Source organism: Amycolatopsis sp. NPDC034160 (assembly GCF_055575355.1).
In genome coordinates this window covers 112,512-130,185 of record NZ_JBVISU010000022.1, presented here as the reverse complement: position 1 = coordinate 130,185, position 17,674 = coordinate 112,512, and the positions used below count along the sequence as shown (strand labels likewise).

Genomic DNA, 17,674 nt, shown 5'->3' with positions numbered 1-17,674 from the left:
CAGGAGTGTCCGATGAGGATTCTTTCGAGGAGACGACTTGCCCTGGTCGTGGGTGCGCTGCTGTCGGTGGCGGTGTGCGGTGGGGCGCCCGTCGCCTCGGCCGCCGCGCCGGCGCCGTCCGCTCCGGTCTGCACCCCAGCGGGTGCGGGCCAGGAAAGCGCCGCCGACCCGGCCGCGGCCAAGGTCAAGGTGTGGCTGGCGGGTGACTCCACCATGGCGGACCCCAGGACCAGTTGCCCGGTCGGGTGGGGAAACCAGTTCGGCGCGCTGTTCACCGGCGACGTCACCGTGGTCAACAACGCGGTGGGCGGCCGGAGCGTGCAGACGTGGCTGTACGAGTCGAACGTGAAGAGCACCATGGATTCCAGTGGGGAGTGCGTGGTCAGCCCGAAGACCTACGCCCAGCGCTGGACGTCGATGCTCGACCCGGCGAACGGGATGCGGGCGGGGGATTACCTTTTCATCCAGTTCGGGATCAACGACGGGAGCCGCACCTGCCCGCGGCACGTGGGCCCGGCGCGTTACCAGGAACTGCTCGGTGTCATGGTCAAGGCGGCCAAGGACCGCGGAGTCCGGCCGGTCCTGCTGACCCCGGTCGCGGCGATCACCTGCAGTGGCGGGACCGCTGTCGGCAACCGGGGCTTCCTCACCGAGACCATGGCGGCGGGGCGGGCCGCCCAGGTGCCGGTGATCGACCTGCACAAGCTCAGCTACACGCTGTACAACTCCCTGAAGTTCTGTCCGCACGACGGGGACTACACCCGAGGTCCGGTCGGTGCCTTCTTCTGCGCCGATCACACGCATTTCGAAGCGGTGGGAGCGAGGCAGATCGCGGGCGTGGTCGCGAAGGCGTTGCGGGATCAGCAGATTCCACTCGCCTCTTATCTCAGGTGAGGCGTTCAGCTCGGAGGGGATCGAGGATGGCTTCACCGCCACGCCGGTACGCGATCGTCGGGCTCGGGTCGCGCGCGGAGCTGTTCGTCCGCGCGCTGGCCGGGCACGCCGACCTGGCGGCGTTCTGCGACCGCAACCGGACGCGGATGGCCGTGCACAACCGATGGCTGACGGACGGGACCGGCCGGGCGCCGGTCCCGTCCTATCCGGCCGAAAAGTTCCTGACCATGCTGGCCAAAGAACGCATCGACGTCGTCGTGGTGTGCACGCCGGACCACACGCACGCGCAGCTGATCGCCGACGCGCTCGACGTGGGTTGCGACGTGATCACCGAGAAGCCGATGGCTGTGGACGCGCCGGGGTGCCGCCGGATTCTCGAGGCACGGCGGCGGACCGGTGGCAGGGTGACCGTCGGGTTCAACTACCGCTACAACCCGGTACACCGGCGGGTCCGCGACTTGCTCGCGGAGGGGGCCGTCGGTGACATCGGCTCGGTCCACTTCGAGTGGTTGCTGGACACCCAGCACGGCGCCGACTATTTCCGCCGGTGGCACCGGGACAAGGCGACCTCCGGCGGACTGCTCGTGCACAAGGCGAGCCATCACTTCGATCTGGTGAACTGGTGGCTCGACGGCAGGCCGGAGTCGGTCTTCGCGATGGGACGGTTGTTCTTCTACGGCGAGGACAACGGTGGTCGTCGCGGTCTGCGCCGGGAGTACGAGCGAGCGACCGGCGAGCGCGGGGCGGACGACGATCCCTTCGCGCTGGACTTGAGTCTGTCTCCCCGGCTCGCCGCGCTGTACCGCGACGCCGAGCAGGAGGATCACTACCTGCGGGATCTGAACGTCTTCGGACCGGGCATCACCATCGAAGACGACATGACCGTGCTCGCGCGGTATGCGGGCGGGCCCCAGCTGAGCTATCACTTGGTCGCCTACTCGCCGCGGGAGGGTTACCGCGTGGCGTTCACCGGCAGCGAGGGCAGGCTCGAACTCGAAGTGCGGGAGAACGACCACGCCCGTCCGGCCGCCCGCGGCGACGTCCCGGTGAGCCGCCCGCCAGGCTCCGATCAGGAGGTCGAAAGCCGGGCGCGGCTGACGATTCAGCGGCACTGGGAGCCGCCCGAGACGCTCTTCGACGGGCCGGTCGGCGCGGGCCACGGCGGAGGTGACGAGCGGATGCTCGCCGATCTGCTGGCCGGAGGGCGGGAGAACGCGGATCACCTGGCGGGAATGTGGTCGCTGGTGGTCGGGCTGGCCGCGAACCGGTCGATTTCGACCGGTGCGGCCGTCGACGTCGGCGATCTCCTGACGGAGCTGGGAATGCGGTCGTGAGCGGGGGGTCGTGAGCGGGGGGCGTGAGTGGCGAGCGGGCGCCGCCGAGAGGCTCCACCCGGCTCCAGACTGTCCATAAGGGACACTGCTCGAATTGCTGGAGGCCGATTTGAGTTATTCGCGCGGTTTCGCGAGGGGGTCGTGAGTGAGAATGAGCGTTCTATTGAGGGGTAAGGCAAAGGTGTCGTGTTGCGTGCGACGTCGGCTCGTGCCGCGGCCGGATGTCCCCGATGTGGCATTGGGGACGTTGACTGTCCCCAATGCCGCATGGGGGACATGTCCGCCTTCCGATTGTCTGCTCACACCGTCAGGGTTACCAACATCCCCCAGCCCTCAAGGAGGTGTCGCGAAAGCCACTTTCAGGACATGCGATGTCCCGAAAGTGGCTTTCGCGACACCTTCGGGACGCCACCGCCCAGTGCCGAAGCCTGATGCCCAACGTCTCACACACTCTCCCTGGCAAGACACCTTTGCCCTAGCCCTCATTATCACGCACGACCCTACGGGGAACCGTACATAAGGGCACCAATCGGTCACTCGGCCGCGATAATGTGTCCCTTGTGGACATTAGGCGTCTGTCGACTCTCGTCGACCAGTCCAGATTCACGTCGTGAAGGCTCCTTCCCTGCCTTGAGAGTAGGGAAGGAGGCCTTCACGGGCCTCTCGCAGTCCGATCGGCTCTCGTAGGTCGACTTAGGCGGCCAGGTCCGATCGTCTCGTGGTCCGGTGAGCGAGCCCACGTCGTGCCCCCTGTGTCGGGCGACAGGCAAAAGTGCCTCGACAGTAGAGGTGGGGGAGCCGCAGGTCAAGACATTGTGTTGAGCGGCCGCGTGGTCCTATCGTGTCGTCGAAGCGCTTCGACAGTTCGGATCACCGCAGATGCCGAGGGAGGCCACCATGGCCAACGGACACCGCCGCAAGACGGCGGTTTCGCTCCTCGTCATGGTCCTCCTCCTGTCGAGTGGCGCCGTCGTGGCCGCGTCGGCCGCTCCAGCGAGCCCAGGCCGTCAGACCGTGGATCTCGATCGGGACTGGCGGTTCTTCCGCGGGGACGTGCCCGGTGTGGCGGGCGCCGGATTCGACGACTCGGCGTGGGCGCGGGTGACGGTGCCGCACACCTGGAACGCCGAAGACGGCCAGGACGGCGGCGGTGACTACTACCGCGGGGTCGGCTGGTACCGCCGGTCGCTCGTGGTGCCACCGCAGCCGGCGGGCCGGAAACTCTGGCTGCAGTTCGACGGCGCGAACACCACCGCGGTGGTCTGGGTCAACGGCGTACGCCTCGGCGAGCACAAGGGCGGCTATTCCCGCTTCCGGTTCGACGCGACCTCCGTGCTGCGGCCGGGAAGGGTCAACCTGATCGCGGTCAGCGTCAGCAACGCGCCGGACTCCGCGGTCGCGCCGTTGTCGGGTGACTTCACCATGGGCGGCGGGCTGTACCGGGACGTCAGCCTGGTCGTGACCGACCGGGTGCACGTCGACATGCTCGACTTCGGTGGTCCGGGTGTCTACATGCGACAGCGTGACGTCTCGGCGCGCAGCGCGGTGGTCGACGTGACCACCAAGCTCGACGGCGGGAACGCGAAGATCCGGACCCGGATCACCGGGGAGCACGGCATTCCTGTCGCACAGGGAACGACAGGAGTGCGTCCGGCGGGGACCCCGGTCGCGCAGACCCTCGTGATCGACCGGCCCCGGCTCTGGGCGGGACGCGCGGACCCGTTCACCTATCAGGTCGTCGTCGACGTGCTCGACCCGCGCACGGGTCGGGTCATGGACACGGTGACCGAGCCGCTCGGAATCCGGACCGTGTCGGTGGATCCGGACAAAGGCTTGCACCTCAACGGAAGCCACCTGCGCGTCCAGGGCGTGAACGTGCACCAGGACCGGATCGGCAAGGGATTCGCGATCTCACCGTCGGAGTTGGCTGAGGACTTCCGGCTGATGTCCGAAATGGGCGTGAACGCGGTGCGGACCGCGCACTACCAGCACGGGCCGCGGTTCTACGCTCTCGCCGACCGGTACGGCTTCCTCGTGTGGACCGAAATACCCTTGGTCAACCTCACGACCGCGTCCCCCGAGTTCCGGGCCACCACCGAGCAGCAGACGAGCGAGCTCGTCCGGCAGAACTTCAACCACCCGTCGGTGGTGTTCTGGGGACTGGGCAACGAGCTGTGGAACGACACCCCCGAGGTCAACGACCTCGTCGCCGCGCTGACCCGGCAGGTCACGGCCGAGCGGCCGGGCGGCATGACCGCCTATGCGAGCTGCTGCGTGTGGGACCGCGGCGTCCTGAACTCGCACACCGAGATCAGCGGTTACAACAAGTACTTCGGCTGGTACACCGACTCGACCGCGGACTTCGGGAAGTGGGCCGACGAACTGCACGCCGCCGACCCGTGGCGCAAGATCGGCATGAGCGAGTACGGCGCGGGGGCGAGTGCCCACCAGCACGAGGAGCGCCCGGCCCGGCCGGTGCCGGATTCCGACTGGCATCCCGAGGAGTACCAGGCCTCGTTCCACGAGGACTACTGGCGCGCCATCGAGAGCCGCTCGTATCTGTGGGGCGGATTCGTCTGGGTGATGTTCGACTTCGCCTCCGACGGTCGCAGCGAAGGCGACACCCACGGCCGCAACGACAAGGGCCTGGTGACCGGCGACCGCCAGATCCGCAAGGACGCCTACTACTGGTACCAGGCCAACTGGACCGAGACCCCGGTCGTCCACCTCGCGAGCGGCCGCTGGACCACTCGGACCGCTTCGGTGACCGACGTCAAGGTGTACACCAACGCCGACACTGTCACACTGCGCGTCAACGGCAGGCAGATCGGCGCCCCGCGCGGTGGCGCCGACCGGGCCGTCGTCTGGCCGGAAGTCTCCCTGAACCCCGGGCCCAACGTGGTCACGGTGTCCGGAGTCAAGGACGGCCGGATGCACACCGACCAGGCCACGTGGACCCTCACGGGCTGACGATCACCGATTTCTGTGGAGGAAGAACCTTGATGTCCAAGCGAGTACTGGCCGCCGCGATGGTCGCCATGCTGGCCATCGCCGGCTGCGGGTCCGGATCCGGCAGCGGCGACCCCAAAACGCTGAAGCTCTGGCACTACGAGCCGCCGGACAGCGCGATGGGCGTGGCCTGGGCCGAAGCGATCAAGCAGTTCGAAGCGAGCCACCCGGGTGTCAAGGTCTCCTTCGAGGAGAAGGGGTTCGAGCAGATCCAGAAGACGGCGCCGATGGTGCTCAATTCGAATGACGCGCCGGACATCCTGGAATACAACAAGGGCAACGCCACCGCGGGACTGCTGTCCAAGCAGGGACTCCTGACCGACATCAGCGACGAGGTGACCAAACGCGGCTGGGACAAGCAGCTCACCCCGGCGCTGCAGACCACCGCCCGGTACGACGAGAACGGCGTGATGGGGTCCGGGAACTGGTACGGGGTCCCGAACTACGCCGAGTACGTGAAGATCTTCTACAACAAGGACATGTTCGCGCAGCAGGGTCTCGAGGCGCCCAAGACCATCGAGCAGCTGACCGCGGCCATGGACAAGTTCGCCGCCGCCGGGGTCACCCCGCTGGCCGTCGGCGGGTCGGAGTACCCGGCGCACCAGGTCCTGTACCAGCTCGCGCTGACCAAGGCCGACCGCGCCTGGGTGGACCGCTACCAGCGCTACACCGGCAAGGTGGACTTCCACGACGCCGCGTGGACCTACGGTGCGACGACCTTCGCCGATTGGGTGAAGAAGGGCTACATCAGCAAGGATTCGGCCGGGGTGGACGCCGAGGGCATGGGTACCTCGTTCATGCAGGGCAAGTACCCGATCATGATCAGCGGCAGCTGGTGGTACGGCAGGCTGGTGCAGAGCATCAAGAACTTCCAGTGGGGTTCGGTCCCGTGGCCGGGAATGACCTCGGGGTCCGCGGGCAACATGTGGGTCATCCCCAAGGGGGCGAAGAACCGGGACCTCGCGCTCGACTTCATCGCGATCACCATGTCGCAGCCCATTCAGGACAAGCTGCGTGAGGCCGGTGGTGTCCCGGTGGTGAACAGCCCCACGCCGCCCGCCGACCCCCGGCTGAAGGAACTGGTGGAGGACTTCACCACTCTGTCCACTCAGGACAAGCTGGCGTTCTATCCCGATTGGCCCGCTCCCGGATATTACGACGTCCATGTTTCGGCGACGCAGAAGCTCATCACGTCGAGCGCCTCGCCGTCACAGGCGCTCGACGAGCTCGCCAAGCCCTACGAGGAGAATCTGGCGAACATCGGGAAATGACCAGAGGACGAGGAAGTTATCTGCTCTTCCTGATCCCCGGCGCGCTGCTGCTGATCGCGGTGATCCTGGTGCCGTTCGCGATGAACATCGGCATCAGCTTCACCCAGTGGTCCGGCGCCGGCGATCCGAAGTGGACAGGACTGGAGAATTACCGGCGGTTGTTCGCGGACGACGTCTTCTGGGCGTCGTTCCGCCACAACCTCGGGCTCGTGGTGGCGATGGCCATCGTGCCGACAGTGCTGGGGCTGGTCGTGGCGGCCGCGTTGTTCGATTTCGTGGCCAAGCGGTTCGGGACGCGGGCGGCCAGTGTGCTGCGGGCCTGTGTCTATCTGCCGCAGGTGCTGCCGATCGCGGTCGCCGGCGTCGTGTGGAGCTGGATTCTGGCACCCGAGGGCGCGGTCAACGAACTCCTCTCCGCCGTCGGTCTCGGGTCGCTCGGCCGGAACTGGCTGGGTGACCCGGATGTCGCGCTGTGGAGCGTGATGGGCGTGATGGTGTGGATCCAGGTCGGCTACCCGGTGGTGATCTTCATGGCCGGGATGCAGCGGGCGGATCCGTCACTGAACGAGGCGGCCGAGCTGGACGGCGCGTCGTGGTGGGGCCGGTTCTGGCATGTGACCGTGCCGCAGCTGCGGCCCGAGGTCTTCGTGGTCCTGCTGACCTGCACCATCGCCGCGTTGAAGGTGTTCGGACCGATCTACGTGCTGACGCGGGGAGGTCCAGGGGGTTCGACGAACGTACCGTCGTACTACTCGTTCCAGAACTTCTTCGAGAAGACCCAGGTCGGCTACGGCGCGGCGATCGCGACCGTGCTCACGGTCCTGATCCTCGTCCTCACCACGGTGTTCCTTCGTATTCAGAGGCGGGGTGAGCGTGCGTGAAACGGCATTTGACGCTCTGGTCGTTGATCGTTCTCGCGGTCGTGATGCTCGCGCCGTTCCTGATCGTGGCGGTGAACGCGCTGAAGTCCCCGGCGGAGTACGCCGCGGACGGTCCGCTGTCCTTTCCCGACGGGGTGTACCTGCAGGGGCTGATCGACTTCTGGGTACGGGTCGATTTCGGGCAGAAGCTGCTCAACAGCGTCGTGATCAGCGGAACGGTCGCGGTGCTCGCGGTGGTGATCTCGGTACTGAACGCCTACGCGCTGGGTATCGGCCGGGTCCGCGGCCGGACGTGGATCCTGGTCGCGTTCCTCATCGCGAACACGCTGCCGCAGGAAGCGCTGGCCTACCCGCTGTACTTCCTCGCGAACGAGACCGGTCTGTACGACACGCAGCTCAGCGTGATCATCATCTTCACGATCATCCAGGCCGCGTTCGGTACCTATCTGCTGTCCTCGACCTATGTCGGGTTCCCGCACGAGCTGCTCGAGGCCGCCTACCTCGACGGCGCGAACAAATGGCAGACCCTGGTGCGAATCGTGGTTCCGATCAGCAAGCCGACCCTCGGCGTGCTGTTCGTGTTCTTCTTCATCTGGACGTGGAACGAGTTCTTCCTGCCGCTGATCCTGCTGATCTCCAACGACACCCAGACCGTCCCGGTCGCGCTGGGTGTGTTGCAGGGGCAGCGGATGATGGACGCGACCATGACCAGTGCCTCGGCGTTGCTCGGGGTCATCCCGGCCATCGCCTTCTTCCTGATCTTCCAGCGGACGTTGACACGTGGCATCACGGCAGGGGCGGTCAAATGAAATTCAGCAACGGCTACTGGCTGCTGCGCGACGGGGTACAGGCGGCGCATCCGGTCGAGGTGTACGACCTCACCGCCGGGGACGGCCGGATCGTGGTGCACGCGCCGACCCATCGCATCCGCCACCGCGGCGACCTGTTGAAGGGGCCGGTGGCGACGGTCGGGTTCTTCTCGCCGATGCCGGACGTGATCGGGGTGAGCGTCACCCATTTCGAGGGCGGATTGCCGCAAGAGCCCCACTTCGAACTGTCGACCGTCGACGAGGAGGCGAAAGTCTCCGAGGACGGCCACACGCTCACCGCCGGCGCGTTGTCGGTCCGGCTGAACCGCGGCGAGGGGTGGAACGTCGACTTCGTCGCGGGCGACAAGGTGCTCACGACCAGCGGCGCCAAGGGCATGGGTTTCATGAGCCTCGACGGCGCGCACCACGTCCGTGACCAACTCGATCTCGGGGTGGGGGCCCAGGTCTACGGGCTCGGCGAGCGGTTCGGGCCACTGGTGCGCAACGGCCAGGTCGTCGACATCTGGAACGCCGACGCGGGCACGAGCAGCGAACAGGCCTACAAGAACGTGCCGTTCTACCTGACCAACGCCGGTTACGGCGTGTTCGTCAACCATCCGGGACACGTATCCTTCGAGGTCGCCTCGGAAGCGGTGTCGCGCGTGCAGTTCAGCGTCGAGGGCCAGTCGCTGGAGTACTTCGTCATCTACGGCCCGAGCCCGAAAGAGATACTGCGCAAGTACACGGCGCTGACCGGAAGGCCGGCGCTCCCGCCCGCGTGGTCCTTCGGACTGTGGCTGTCGACGTCGTTCACCACGTCCTACGACGAGGAGACGGTCTCGGGCTTCGTCGACGGCATGATCGAACGCGACCTGCCGCTGAGCGTGTTCCACTTCGACTGTTTCTGGATGCGCGAATTCAACTGGTGCGACTTCGAATGGGATCCGCGGACGTTCCCGGACCCCGTCGGCATGCTGGAGCGCCTGAAAGCACGGGACCTGCGTATCTCGGTGTGGATCAATCCGTATGTGGCGCAACGGTCGCCGTTGTTCGCCGAGGGGGTCGCCGGCGGTTACCTGCTGCGCAAACCGAACGGTGACGTGTGGCAGTGGGACCTTTGGCAGCCGGGGATGGCGCTGGTCGACTTCACCAACCCCGCCGCGCGCGAGTGGTACGCGGGCAAGCTGGCCGCGCTGCTCGACCAGGGCGTGGACTGCTTCAAGACCGACTTCGGCGAGCGGGTTCCGACGGACGTCGTCTACTTCGACGGATCCGATCCGGAGCGGATGCACAACTATTACACCTACCTGTACAACAAGACCGTCTTCGACGTGCTCCGCGAACACCGCGGCGAAGACGAGGCAGTGGTGTTCGCCCGCTCGGCCACCGCGGGGTCGCAGCAGTTCCCGGTGCACTGGGGCGGTGACTGCGAATCGACCTACGAGTCGATGGCCGAGAGCCTGCGCGGCGGGCTGTCCCTCGGCCTGTCCGGTTTCGGGTACTGGAGCCACGACATCGGCGGCTTCGAAGGCACGCCGGATCCGGCCTTGTTCAAACGCTGGATCGCGTTCGGGATGCTGTCCTCGCACAGCAGATTGCACGGCAGTTCGTCCTATCGGGTGCCCTGGCTGTTCGACGAGGAAGCCGTCGACGTCCTGCGGGTGTTCTCGAAGCTCAAGGCGCGGCTGATGCCGTACCTTTGGCGCGCGGCGACCCAGGCGTCGGCCGAGGGCATCCCGATGATGCGGGCGATGGCGCTGGAATTTCCCACGGACCCGGCCTGTGCCCACCTGGAGCGGCAGTACATGCTCGGTGACTCCCTCCTGGTGGCCCCGGTGTTCTCCGACGAAGGCGAAGTGACCTACTACGTTCCGGACGGCGTCTGGACCGACTACTTCACCGGTGAGGAGATCCAAGGGCCTCGATGGGTGACCGCGGTGTGCGACATGCTCACCGTTCCGTTGCTCGTGCGGCCCAACACCGTGCTGCCGGTGGGTGCCGTCGACGACCGGCCTGACTACGACTACGCCGACGGTGTCACGCTGCGGCTGTACCAGCTGGAGGACGGCGCCCGGATCACCACCACCGTCGGCGAGTCGACTTTCCACATCCGCCGGGAGGGCGACAGCGTCCACGTCGACGCCGAGTCCGCGCCCCAAGCCTGGCAGGTGGCCTTCCCGGAGGGTGACGATCCGATCGTGGCGACGGGAACCGCCTTGACGATCGAAGGTGTCCAATGAGGATCCTCACCGCCCTCTTGATGCTGCTGGGCCTGGTCGTCGCACCCGCTCCGTCGGTGACCGCGGCGCCGGTCGCGCAGGCACGGGAACACCAGGTCGGCTACGACAAGTACTCGCTCACCGTCGACGGCCGCCGGATCATGCTGTGGTCCGGCGAGTTCCACTACTTCCGGCTGCCCAGCCCGGAGCTGTGGCGGGACGTGCTGGAGAAGATCCGGGCCGCCGGGTTCACCGGTGTCTCGCTGTACTTCCACTGGGGCTACCACTCTCCGGCGCCCGGTGTGTACGACTTCAGCGGCGTGCGGGACGTGGAGCGGCTGCTGAGGATGACCGAGGAACTCGGGCTCTACGTGGTCGCCCGGCCCGGCCCCTACATCAACGCCGAGACCACCGGCGGCGGCTTCCCCGCTTGGCTCAAGACGGTCGACGGGCGCGCGAGGTCGAGCGACCCGGGCTACACCGCCGCCTACCGGGAATGGCTCAGCCGGATCAACCCGATCCTGGCCCGCCATCAGGTCACCCGTGGCGGCTCGGTGATCGCGTACAACGTGGAGAACGAATACGGTGCCAACGTCGACCCGCTCTACATGGAACAGCTCCAGCAAAAAGCCAGAGCCGACGGGATCGACGTGCCGATCGTGCACAACAACTGCTGCAACGGCGACCTGCCGAACTGGTCGTCCGGCCAAGGCGCCGTCCAGATCCCCGGTGTCGACGACTATCCGCAGGCGTTCAACTGTCCCGATCCGGACACGTGGGGTACCTGGGGCGAAGGCGTCACACGACGGCTGCGCGACGACGCGCCGGTCTACGCCGCCGAATACCAGGCGGGCGCCATCGACCTGAACAACGCGGGCTACGAGAAGTGCCGGGAACTGACCGGCCCGGACTACATGAAGGTGTACTACAAGTCGAACGCCGTCGGCAGCGGCGCGACGATGTTCGGCTACTACATGCTGTACGGCGGCACGTCCTGGGGGTGGCTGCCGCAACCGAACGACGTCTACACCTCCTACGACTACGGCGCGGCGATCACCGAGTCACGCGGACTGACCCCGAAGTACGACGAATTCAAGCGTCAGGGCTACTTCATGACCACGGTCGCGCCGCTGACGAAGACGGACCCGGCCACCGCGCCGAAGTCCGCGGACCCGGCGGTCTTCACCCAGGCGAGGTCCAATCCGGACACTCGTACGCAGTTCGTCCTCGTCCGCCACGCGGATCGGCGCGCGTCCACGGATCTTTCGACCACTTTGGACTGGTCGACGCCGGACGGCGACTACTCGGTGCCGGTCCGCGTCTCCGGGCGGGACGCCAAGATCCTCGTCGCCGGATACGACCTCGGCGGGCAGCGGCTGGTGTGGTCGAACTCGGAGATCCTGACCCACGTCACCGCGGACGGCCGCGACGTCGCGATGCTGTACGGGCGGCAAGGCGAGCAGGGATCGACGGTGCTGCGGTATTCGTCGGCGCCGACCGTGCGCGTGCTCGAAGGTGACGTGCGAAGCTCGTTCGACGGCAAGGATCTGCGTCTCGACTACACTCACTCGGGGCTGGCCAGGGTGCTCGTCTCGGGTGGGGGACGGCCGCCGATGCTGCTCCTGCTCGGCACCGACGAGACCGCCGCCCAGTTCTGGCGGATGGACACCGAGGCCGGCCCGGTACTGGTCCGGGGCACCTCTGTCGTGCGTGAGGCCAAGATTACGGACGACAAGCTCGTGCTCCGGGCCGACACGGACGCACCGGGCGACGTGGAGGTCTTCGCGCCGGCCCGGCGGCTCGTCGTCGGCGGCAGGCAGGTGGAGACCAGGCGCACGCCGAGTGGTTCGCTGCTGGGCGCGCTTCCGGGTCCACGTGCGGTGACACTGCCCGCGTTGTCGGACTGGCGCTACCGGGCCGAACCGCCCGCCACCGGTGACACGGGCTGGACGGCCGCGGACAAGACCACGACCGCGAGCCCCATCAAGCCGAAGACCCTGCCGGTCCTCTATTCCGACGAGTACGGCTACCACCACGGCAACGTCTGGTATCGCGGGGATTTCACCCCCGACGGCAGCGAGAAGACGGTGTCACTGAACGCCATCACCGGTAAGGGCGGCAGCTATCTGGTGTGGCTCAACGGACGCTATCTCGGGTCCGCCCTCGGTGGTACGCAAGCCGATTCGGAACAACCGGTGAACCCCGACCCCGGCCGCGGTGACTTCGCGGTGCCGGAAGGGTTACTGGTCAAGGGAAGGCCGGCCCGGCTCTCGGTGCTCGTGACCAATATGGGGCACAACGACGACTGGACGGCCGACGACACCAGGTTCAAACAGCCGCGCGGTCTCTTCGGGGCGGCGATCGGCGACGCGAAGATCTCCTGGCAGATCCGAGGCGGCCGCACCACCGACGCCGAACGCGGCCCGCTGAACACCGGCGGCCTGTACGGCGAACGCGAGGGCTGGCATCTCCCGGGCGGTGGTCACGGGCGCTGGGAGCGGCCTCCTGCCACTGCGGAACCTGGGGTCTCCTGGTACCGCACCGGTTTCCGGGTCGACACGCCCAAGAACCAGGACGTCTCGGTCGCGCTGCGGTTCGGGGAGCGGGCAGGGAAGTACCGGGTGTTCGTGTTCGTCAACGGCTGGAACATGGGCCAGTACGTCAACGGCGGTCCGCAACGCGACTTCGTGCTGCCGGCCGGAGTGCTCAAGAACGCGAACAGTCTGTCGCTGGCGGTGGTCTCGACCGAAGCCGGGCCGGGTGCGCCGGTGCCGGTGAGCCTTGTCCAGTTGGGGAATCACTGGACCGGGGGGTCACGGTAGGGGCGGGTTGGTCGTGAGTGGCGATTCGGGTTAGAACCCGAATCGCCACTCACGACCCCCTGTACCGACGCCACACCGCCACCCCCTCGGTTCAGGCCGTTCAGGTAGCCGCCGGACCGGTGCTGCCCCGCTCGGTCAGCCGGGGTGACAGCAACCGGACTTCGGCCTGGCCGCCGTCGTCGAGCCGCCGCATGGCCATCTCGACGGCGAGGCTGCCGAGTTCGGCGGCCGGTATCGCGATCGACGTGAGCTGGACCGACTGTGCCTCGGCCATGTCCTCCGGGCAGACCGCCAGTACCGAGATGTCCTGCGGTACCTGCTTGCCGCGGCGGCTCAGTTCGGACAGCAACGGGCCGAGGATGGCCTCGTTGTGCACGACCAGCCCGGTGACGCCGGGGTGTTTGGCGAACACGTCGTCAAGGCAGGTGCGGAGCGCGTCATAAGAAGGAGCGCACGGGAACGAGCCCGCGCGGATCTTGCGTTTCGAGGCGGTCTGGCGGAAGCCACGCAGGAAACGGCCCGCATAGCTTGTGCCGCGCTTGTAGACTGCGGGGGAGGGGCCGATCAGCGCGACCTCCCGATGGCCGAGGTCCGCCAGATGCGTGACACTCATCGCGCCGGCGGCGGTGAAGTCGAGATCGACGCAGGTCAGGTCGCCGGGGTCGGCGGGAACGCCGATCAGCACCACCGGCCGGTGCAGGGATCTCAGCACCGGGAGGCGGGGTTCGGAGGTCTCGACGTCCATCACGATCAGCGCGTCCGCGATGGCGGACGCCGCGATCCGGCGCAATCCGTCCGGGCCTTCGTTCTTGGTCAGCAACAGCACGTCGTGGTCGTAGGTGCGGGCCTTGGTGACCGTGCCCGCGACGAACTGCATGACCACCGGGACGTTCAGGTCCGTCCGCAGCGGGACGACGAGCGCGAGCACGTTGGTGCGGCTGCTGGCCAGCGCGCGGGCGCCGGCGTTCGGGTGGTAACCCAATTCGCTGATGCTGTGCTGGACGCGGCGACGGGTGTCCTCGGAGATCGAACGCCTGCCCGAAAGCACGTAGGACACGGTGCTCGGGGAGACCCCGGCCGCTCGGGCGACATCTGCGATGGTGACCATGCTTCGATGATAGTGCGGAGTCGAATCGATTCGACGACCTCGGGCCGTGTCACGCGCCGGCCTTGCTCAGCTCGACAAGCCGCGGCAGGCTTTCGGCGGGCAGTTCGACGCCCCGGTAGGCCATGAGCTTGGTGAACTGGCGCATGGGCATGGACGCGACCATGCGCATCCAGTCGGCGCTCTTTTGCGCCTGCTCGCTCTGCTCGTCGGGCAGGTTCGCGGCGAGCAGAGCGCCGAGTTCCGGGCCGACGACGGGGTGACCGAACCACTGCTCGACCGTCGAATCGAGCGACAGAACCGGGATGATGACGTCGCCTGCCAGTGTGATCGGCGTTTTGGCGACGATATGCGCCGCGTCCTGCCCGATTTGGACGCTGTAGTCGCCGGGGGAGACCACCCACCGGCTCAGTTCGATGTCGTACCAGGCGAAGGCGCGGCGACCGAGGGTGAGCTCGACCCGGCGGGTCTCGCCCGGTTCGAGGGAGATCTTGGTGAACGCGCGGAGTTCCCGCGCCGGGCTGCGCACCGGAGCCGCGTTGGTGGCGACGTAGACCTGGACGACGTGTTTCCCGGCGCTGGTCCCGGTGTTGGTGACGCTCACCGCGACGGTGGCGGTGTCGTCGCCCGTCGCCGTTACCGTCAGGTCGGTGGTCTCGAAGGTCGTGTAGGACAGGCCATGGCCGAAGGGGTAGCGGACGGCGACCTCGGCGGTTTCGTAGTACCGGTAGCCGACCATGACGCCTTCGCCGTACCGGACGTGGCCCGACTCGCCGGGGAAGTTGAGGTAGCTGGGGTTGTCCCGCAGCCGCAGCGGGATGCTTTCGGCTAGGTGGCCCGACGGGTTGGTGACTCCGTAGAGCAGGTCGGCGATCGCGCTTCCGCCCGCTTGGCCGAGCAGCCAGCCGTCGAGAATGGCGTCGACGTCATCGTGCCACCCCTCCAGCGACACGACACCGCCGTGGGAGAGGACGACCACGGTCCGCCTGCTCGCGGCCGCGACCGCCTTGATGAGCTCGATCTGCGCCGCCGGGAGATCGATGGTCTCGCGGTCGAAGCCTTCGGATTCGTCCCTCTCGCCCAAACCCGCGAACACCACCGCGACGTCGGCCTGGCGGGCGATTTCTACGGCGTCGTCGGCCAGTCCGCTCGCGTAGGTCACGGACTCGCCGAGTTCCCGGATCGCGTCGAGCGCGGCGTCGACCCGGGTGGGGTTGACGTGGGAGCTTCCGCCGCCCTGGAACCGCGGGCTCGCGGCGAACTCGCCGACGACCGCCACCGCCGACCGCGGGCTCAGCGGCAGCGCGTCCCGGTCGTTCTTCAGCAGGACCGCGCAGTCGGCGGCGACCTGTTTCGCCACCTCGTGCTGCTCGTCCGGATCGATGGCGCCTGCCGGGGGAACCGACCGGCCGACGAGGTCGAGAACGCGGCGGACGCTCCGGTCGACGACGGCTTCGTCCAGCTCCCCGTTCCGGACCGCCGCCACGATCTCGGCGTCGCCACTGCCGCCCGTGCCCGGCATTTCGAGGTCCAGCCCCGCGGCGAGCGCCGCGACCCGGTCGTTCACCGCGCCCCAGTCCGACACGACGGTGCCGTCGAAACCCCACTCGTCCCGCAGGACGTCGGTGAGCAGACGGCGGTTCTGCGAGGCGTAGACACCGTTCACCCGGTTGTACGAGCACATCACCGTCGCCGGACGCGCTTCGGTCACGACACGTTCGAACGCCGGGAAGTAGATCTCGCGCAGGGTCCTCTCGTCCACGTCCACACTGACCCGCATCCGGTCGGTTTCCTGGTTGTTGGCGGCGAAATGCTTCACCGAGGCGCCGGCGCCCTCAGCCTGCATGGCCCGCACGTAGGCGGTGGCGAGCACCCCGCTCAGCAGCGGATCCTCGGAGTAGTACTCGAAATTGCGGCCGCACAACGGGGAACGCTTGATGTTCACGCCCGGTCCGAGCACCACCGACACCCCGGCTGCCCGTGCTTCCCGGCCGATGGCCGCGCCGACGCGCGCCGCGACCTCGGGATCCCAGCTGGACCCCACCGCGACCGACGGCGGGAAACAGGTGGCCGACACGCTGTCGTGGACCCCGAGATTGTCGGCGTCGCTGTCCTGCCGTCGCAGGCCGTGCGGCCCGTCGGAGAGCAGGATCGACGGGACACCCGCGTCCTCGATCGCTTCGGTGTGCCAGAAATCGCGGCCGGACAGCAGCGACGCCTTCTGTTCGAGCGTGAGTTCGGTGGATTCGATCGGCGGGGTCAACGGGATTCCTTTCCGGCGGCGGTCTGTCCAATGTGTACTGGGCTGGGGTTCATGGTGGGGAGCCGCAGGAATGGCGCATCGCGAGGTTCGGCCACAGCACGACGCGGTGTACCGGCCGGTCGATCGGATCGTCCACCCTCGCGAGCGAGAGTTCGGCGGCCAGCGCCCCGAGACGATGCTTCGGCGGCCGGACCGCGGTCAACGGCGGATCGACCGCGGCGGCCACTTCGTCGTCGTAGGACACGATCGTGAGCTCGCCCGGTATCCCGATGCCCCGCTCCTGCGCGCGCTCGGCCATGCCGATGGCCTCCCGGTCGGCATGAACCAGCAGGGCCGTCGTGCCCGCGCCCCGATACCGATCGAGGAGTTCGTCGGCCTCACCCGGCCAGCCGGGGAGACCGTAGGGCGGAATGTCCATCGAGGGCACTTCTTCGGTGCCGAGTCCGAGCGACTTCAGCGTGGTGCACCAGCCAATCCGGATCTGTTCGCTGTGCGGGCTTTGCCGGGACAGCACCAAACCTATCCGGCGGTGCCCCAATGCCGCCAGATGACGGACGGCCATTCCCGCGCCGATCACGTGATCGGTGACGACGGCGTCCAGGCCGATCGACGGCAGTTCGGGTGGCGGGAGGCGCTCGACCAGCACGACGGGTACGGAGAGGCCGCCGAGCGACCGCGACAGCTCGCTGCCCGCGCGGCCGGTGGTGCTCGGCGCGACCAGCAGGGCCTGCAGCCCGCGGTCGCGCAGCTCGCCCGCCCGGCGCCGGTCCTCCGCCGGGTCGTAGCTCGACGCCCGCGTGAGCAGCCGCCCGCCCGCCGCGGCGAAGCCCGGCGCGACGATGCCCGGCTTCTGGTAGGCGCCGCCGGGGACCACGCGCGAGAACACGGACTGGTGGGATCCCCCGAACCCCGGCCACTGGAACTGGGACCTCGGCCGCGAATCAGCGGTGGGCCGTGACCGGCGAGGGCGGATGAGGCGTCGGTACCGCTGGTCGTGAGTGGCGATTCGGGTTCGAACCCGAACCGCCACTCCCGACCCGTCCGGACCGTCGGCGACGCCGAATTCT

At 67.7% G+C, this 17,674-nt stretch carries 11 protein-coding genes; 8 read left to right on the top strand and 3 right to left on the bottom strand.

Going from position 1 to position 17,674, the window contains the following annotated elements; genetic code table 11:
* Window positions 1-12 precede the first annotated feature (12 nt).
* From ACZ54P_RS33070 to ACZ54P_RS33035, 8 genes are all read left to right on the top strand, one after another.
* Window positions 13-894 carry an SGNH/GDSL hydrolase family protein gene (locus ACZ54P_RS33070; RefSeq protein ID WP_465465531.1) on the top strand — a complete coding sequence of 294 codons (882 nt, stop codon included), beginning with the start codon at window positions 13-15 and terminating at the stop codon, window positions 892-894.
* Window positions 895-920: 26 nt separating this feature from the next.
* A complete protein-coding gene (locus ACZ54P_RS33065) occupies window positions 921-2,228 on the top strand; it encodes a Gfo/Idh/MocA family oxidoreductase (RefSeq protein WP_465465530.1) in 1,308 nt (435 codons plus the stop codon).
* An 897-nt stretch (window positions 2,229-3,125) separates the two neighbouring features.
* Complete coding sequence (locus tag ACZ54P_RS33060) at window positions 3,126-5,198, top strand: glycoside hydrolase family 2 protein (RefSeq protein WP_465465529.1); 2,073 nt, start codon at window positions 3,126-3,128, stop codon at window positions 5,196-5,198.
* A gap of 32 nt (window positions 5,199-5,230) precedes the next feature.
* Window positions 5,231-6,508 carry an ABC transporter substrate-binding protein gene (locus ACZ54P_RS33055; protein ID WP_465465528.1) on the top strand — a complete coding sequence of 426 codons (1,278 nt, stop codon included), beginning with the start codon at window positions 5,231-5,233 and terminating at the stop codon, window positions 6,506-6,508.
* Window positions 6,505-7,389, top strand: a complete 885-nt coding sequence (locus ACZ54P_RS33050) for a carbohydrate ABC transporter permease (protein ID WP_465465527.1) — start codon at window positions 6,505-6,507, stop codon at window positions 7,387-7,389. The genes ACZ54P_RS33055 and ACZ54P_RS33050 overlap by 4 nt, the downstream gene beginning before the upstream one ends.
* Window positions 7,386-8,198 carry a carbohydrate ABC transporter permease gene (locus ACZ54P_RS33045; RefSeq protein ID WP_465465526.1) on the top strand — a complete coding sequence of 271 codons (813 nt, stop codon included), beginning with the start codon at window positions 7,386-7,388 and terminating at the stop codon, window positions 8,196-8,198. Before ACZ54P_RS33050 ends, ACZ54P_RS33045 begins: the two co-directional genes overlap by 4 nt.
* A complete protein-coding gene (gene yicI, locus ACZ54P_RS33040) occupies window positions 8,195-10,438 on the top strand; it encodes an alpha-xylosidase (protein WP_465465525.1) in 2,244 nt (747 codons plus the stop codon). Before ACZ54P_RS33045 ends, yicI begins: the two co-directional genes overlap by 4 nt.
* Entirely contained in the window at window positions 10,435-13,239 is a 2,805-nt protein-coding gene (locus ACZ54P_RS33035; RefSeq protein WP_465465524.1) for a beta-galactosidase, read from the top strand. The genes yicI and ACZ54P_RS33035 overlap by 4 nt, the downstream gene beginning before the upstream one ends.
* Window positions 13,240-13,339: 100 nt before the next feature.
* On the opposite strand, the gene ACZ54P_RS33030 is transcribed toward ACZ54P_RS33035, so the two are convergent.
* The 3 genes from ACZ54P_RS33030 to ACZ54P_RS33020 are packed head-to-tail and all read right to left on the bottom strand — an operon-like array spanning window position 13,340 to window position 17,493.
* A complete protein-coding gene (locus tag ACZ54P_RS33030; RefSeq protein ID WP_465465523.1) occupies window positions 13,340-14,347 on the bottom strand; it encodes a LacI family DNA-binding transcriptional regulator in 1,008 nt (335 codons plus the stop codon).
* Window positions 14,348-14,396: 49 nt separating this feature from the next.
* Window positions 14,397-16,607 carry a glycoside hydrolase family 3 C-terminal domain-containing protein gene (locus tag ACZ54P_RS33025; protein WP_465465522.1) on the bottom strand — a complete coding sequence of 737 codons (2,211 nt, stop codon included), beginning with the start codon at window positions 16,605-16,607 and terminating at the stop codon, window positions 14,397-14,399.
* A gap of 49 nt (window positions 16,608-16,656) precedes the next feature.
* Window positions 16,657-17,493, bottom strand: a complete 837-nt coding sequence (locus tag ACZ54P_RS33020; RefSeq protein ID WP_465465521.1) for a substrate-binding domain-containing protein — start codon at window positions 17,491-17,493, stop codon at window positions 16,657-16,659.
* Window positions 17,494-17,674: the final 181 nt, after the last annotated feature.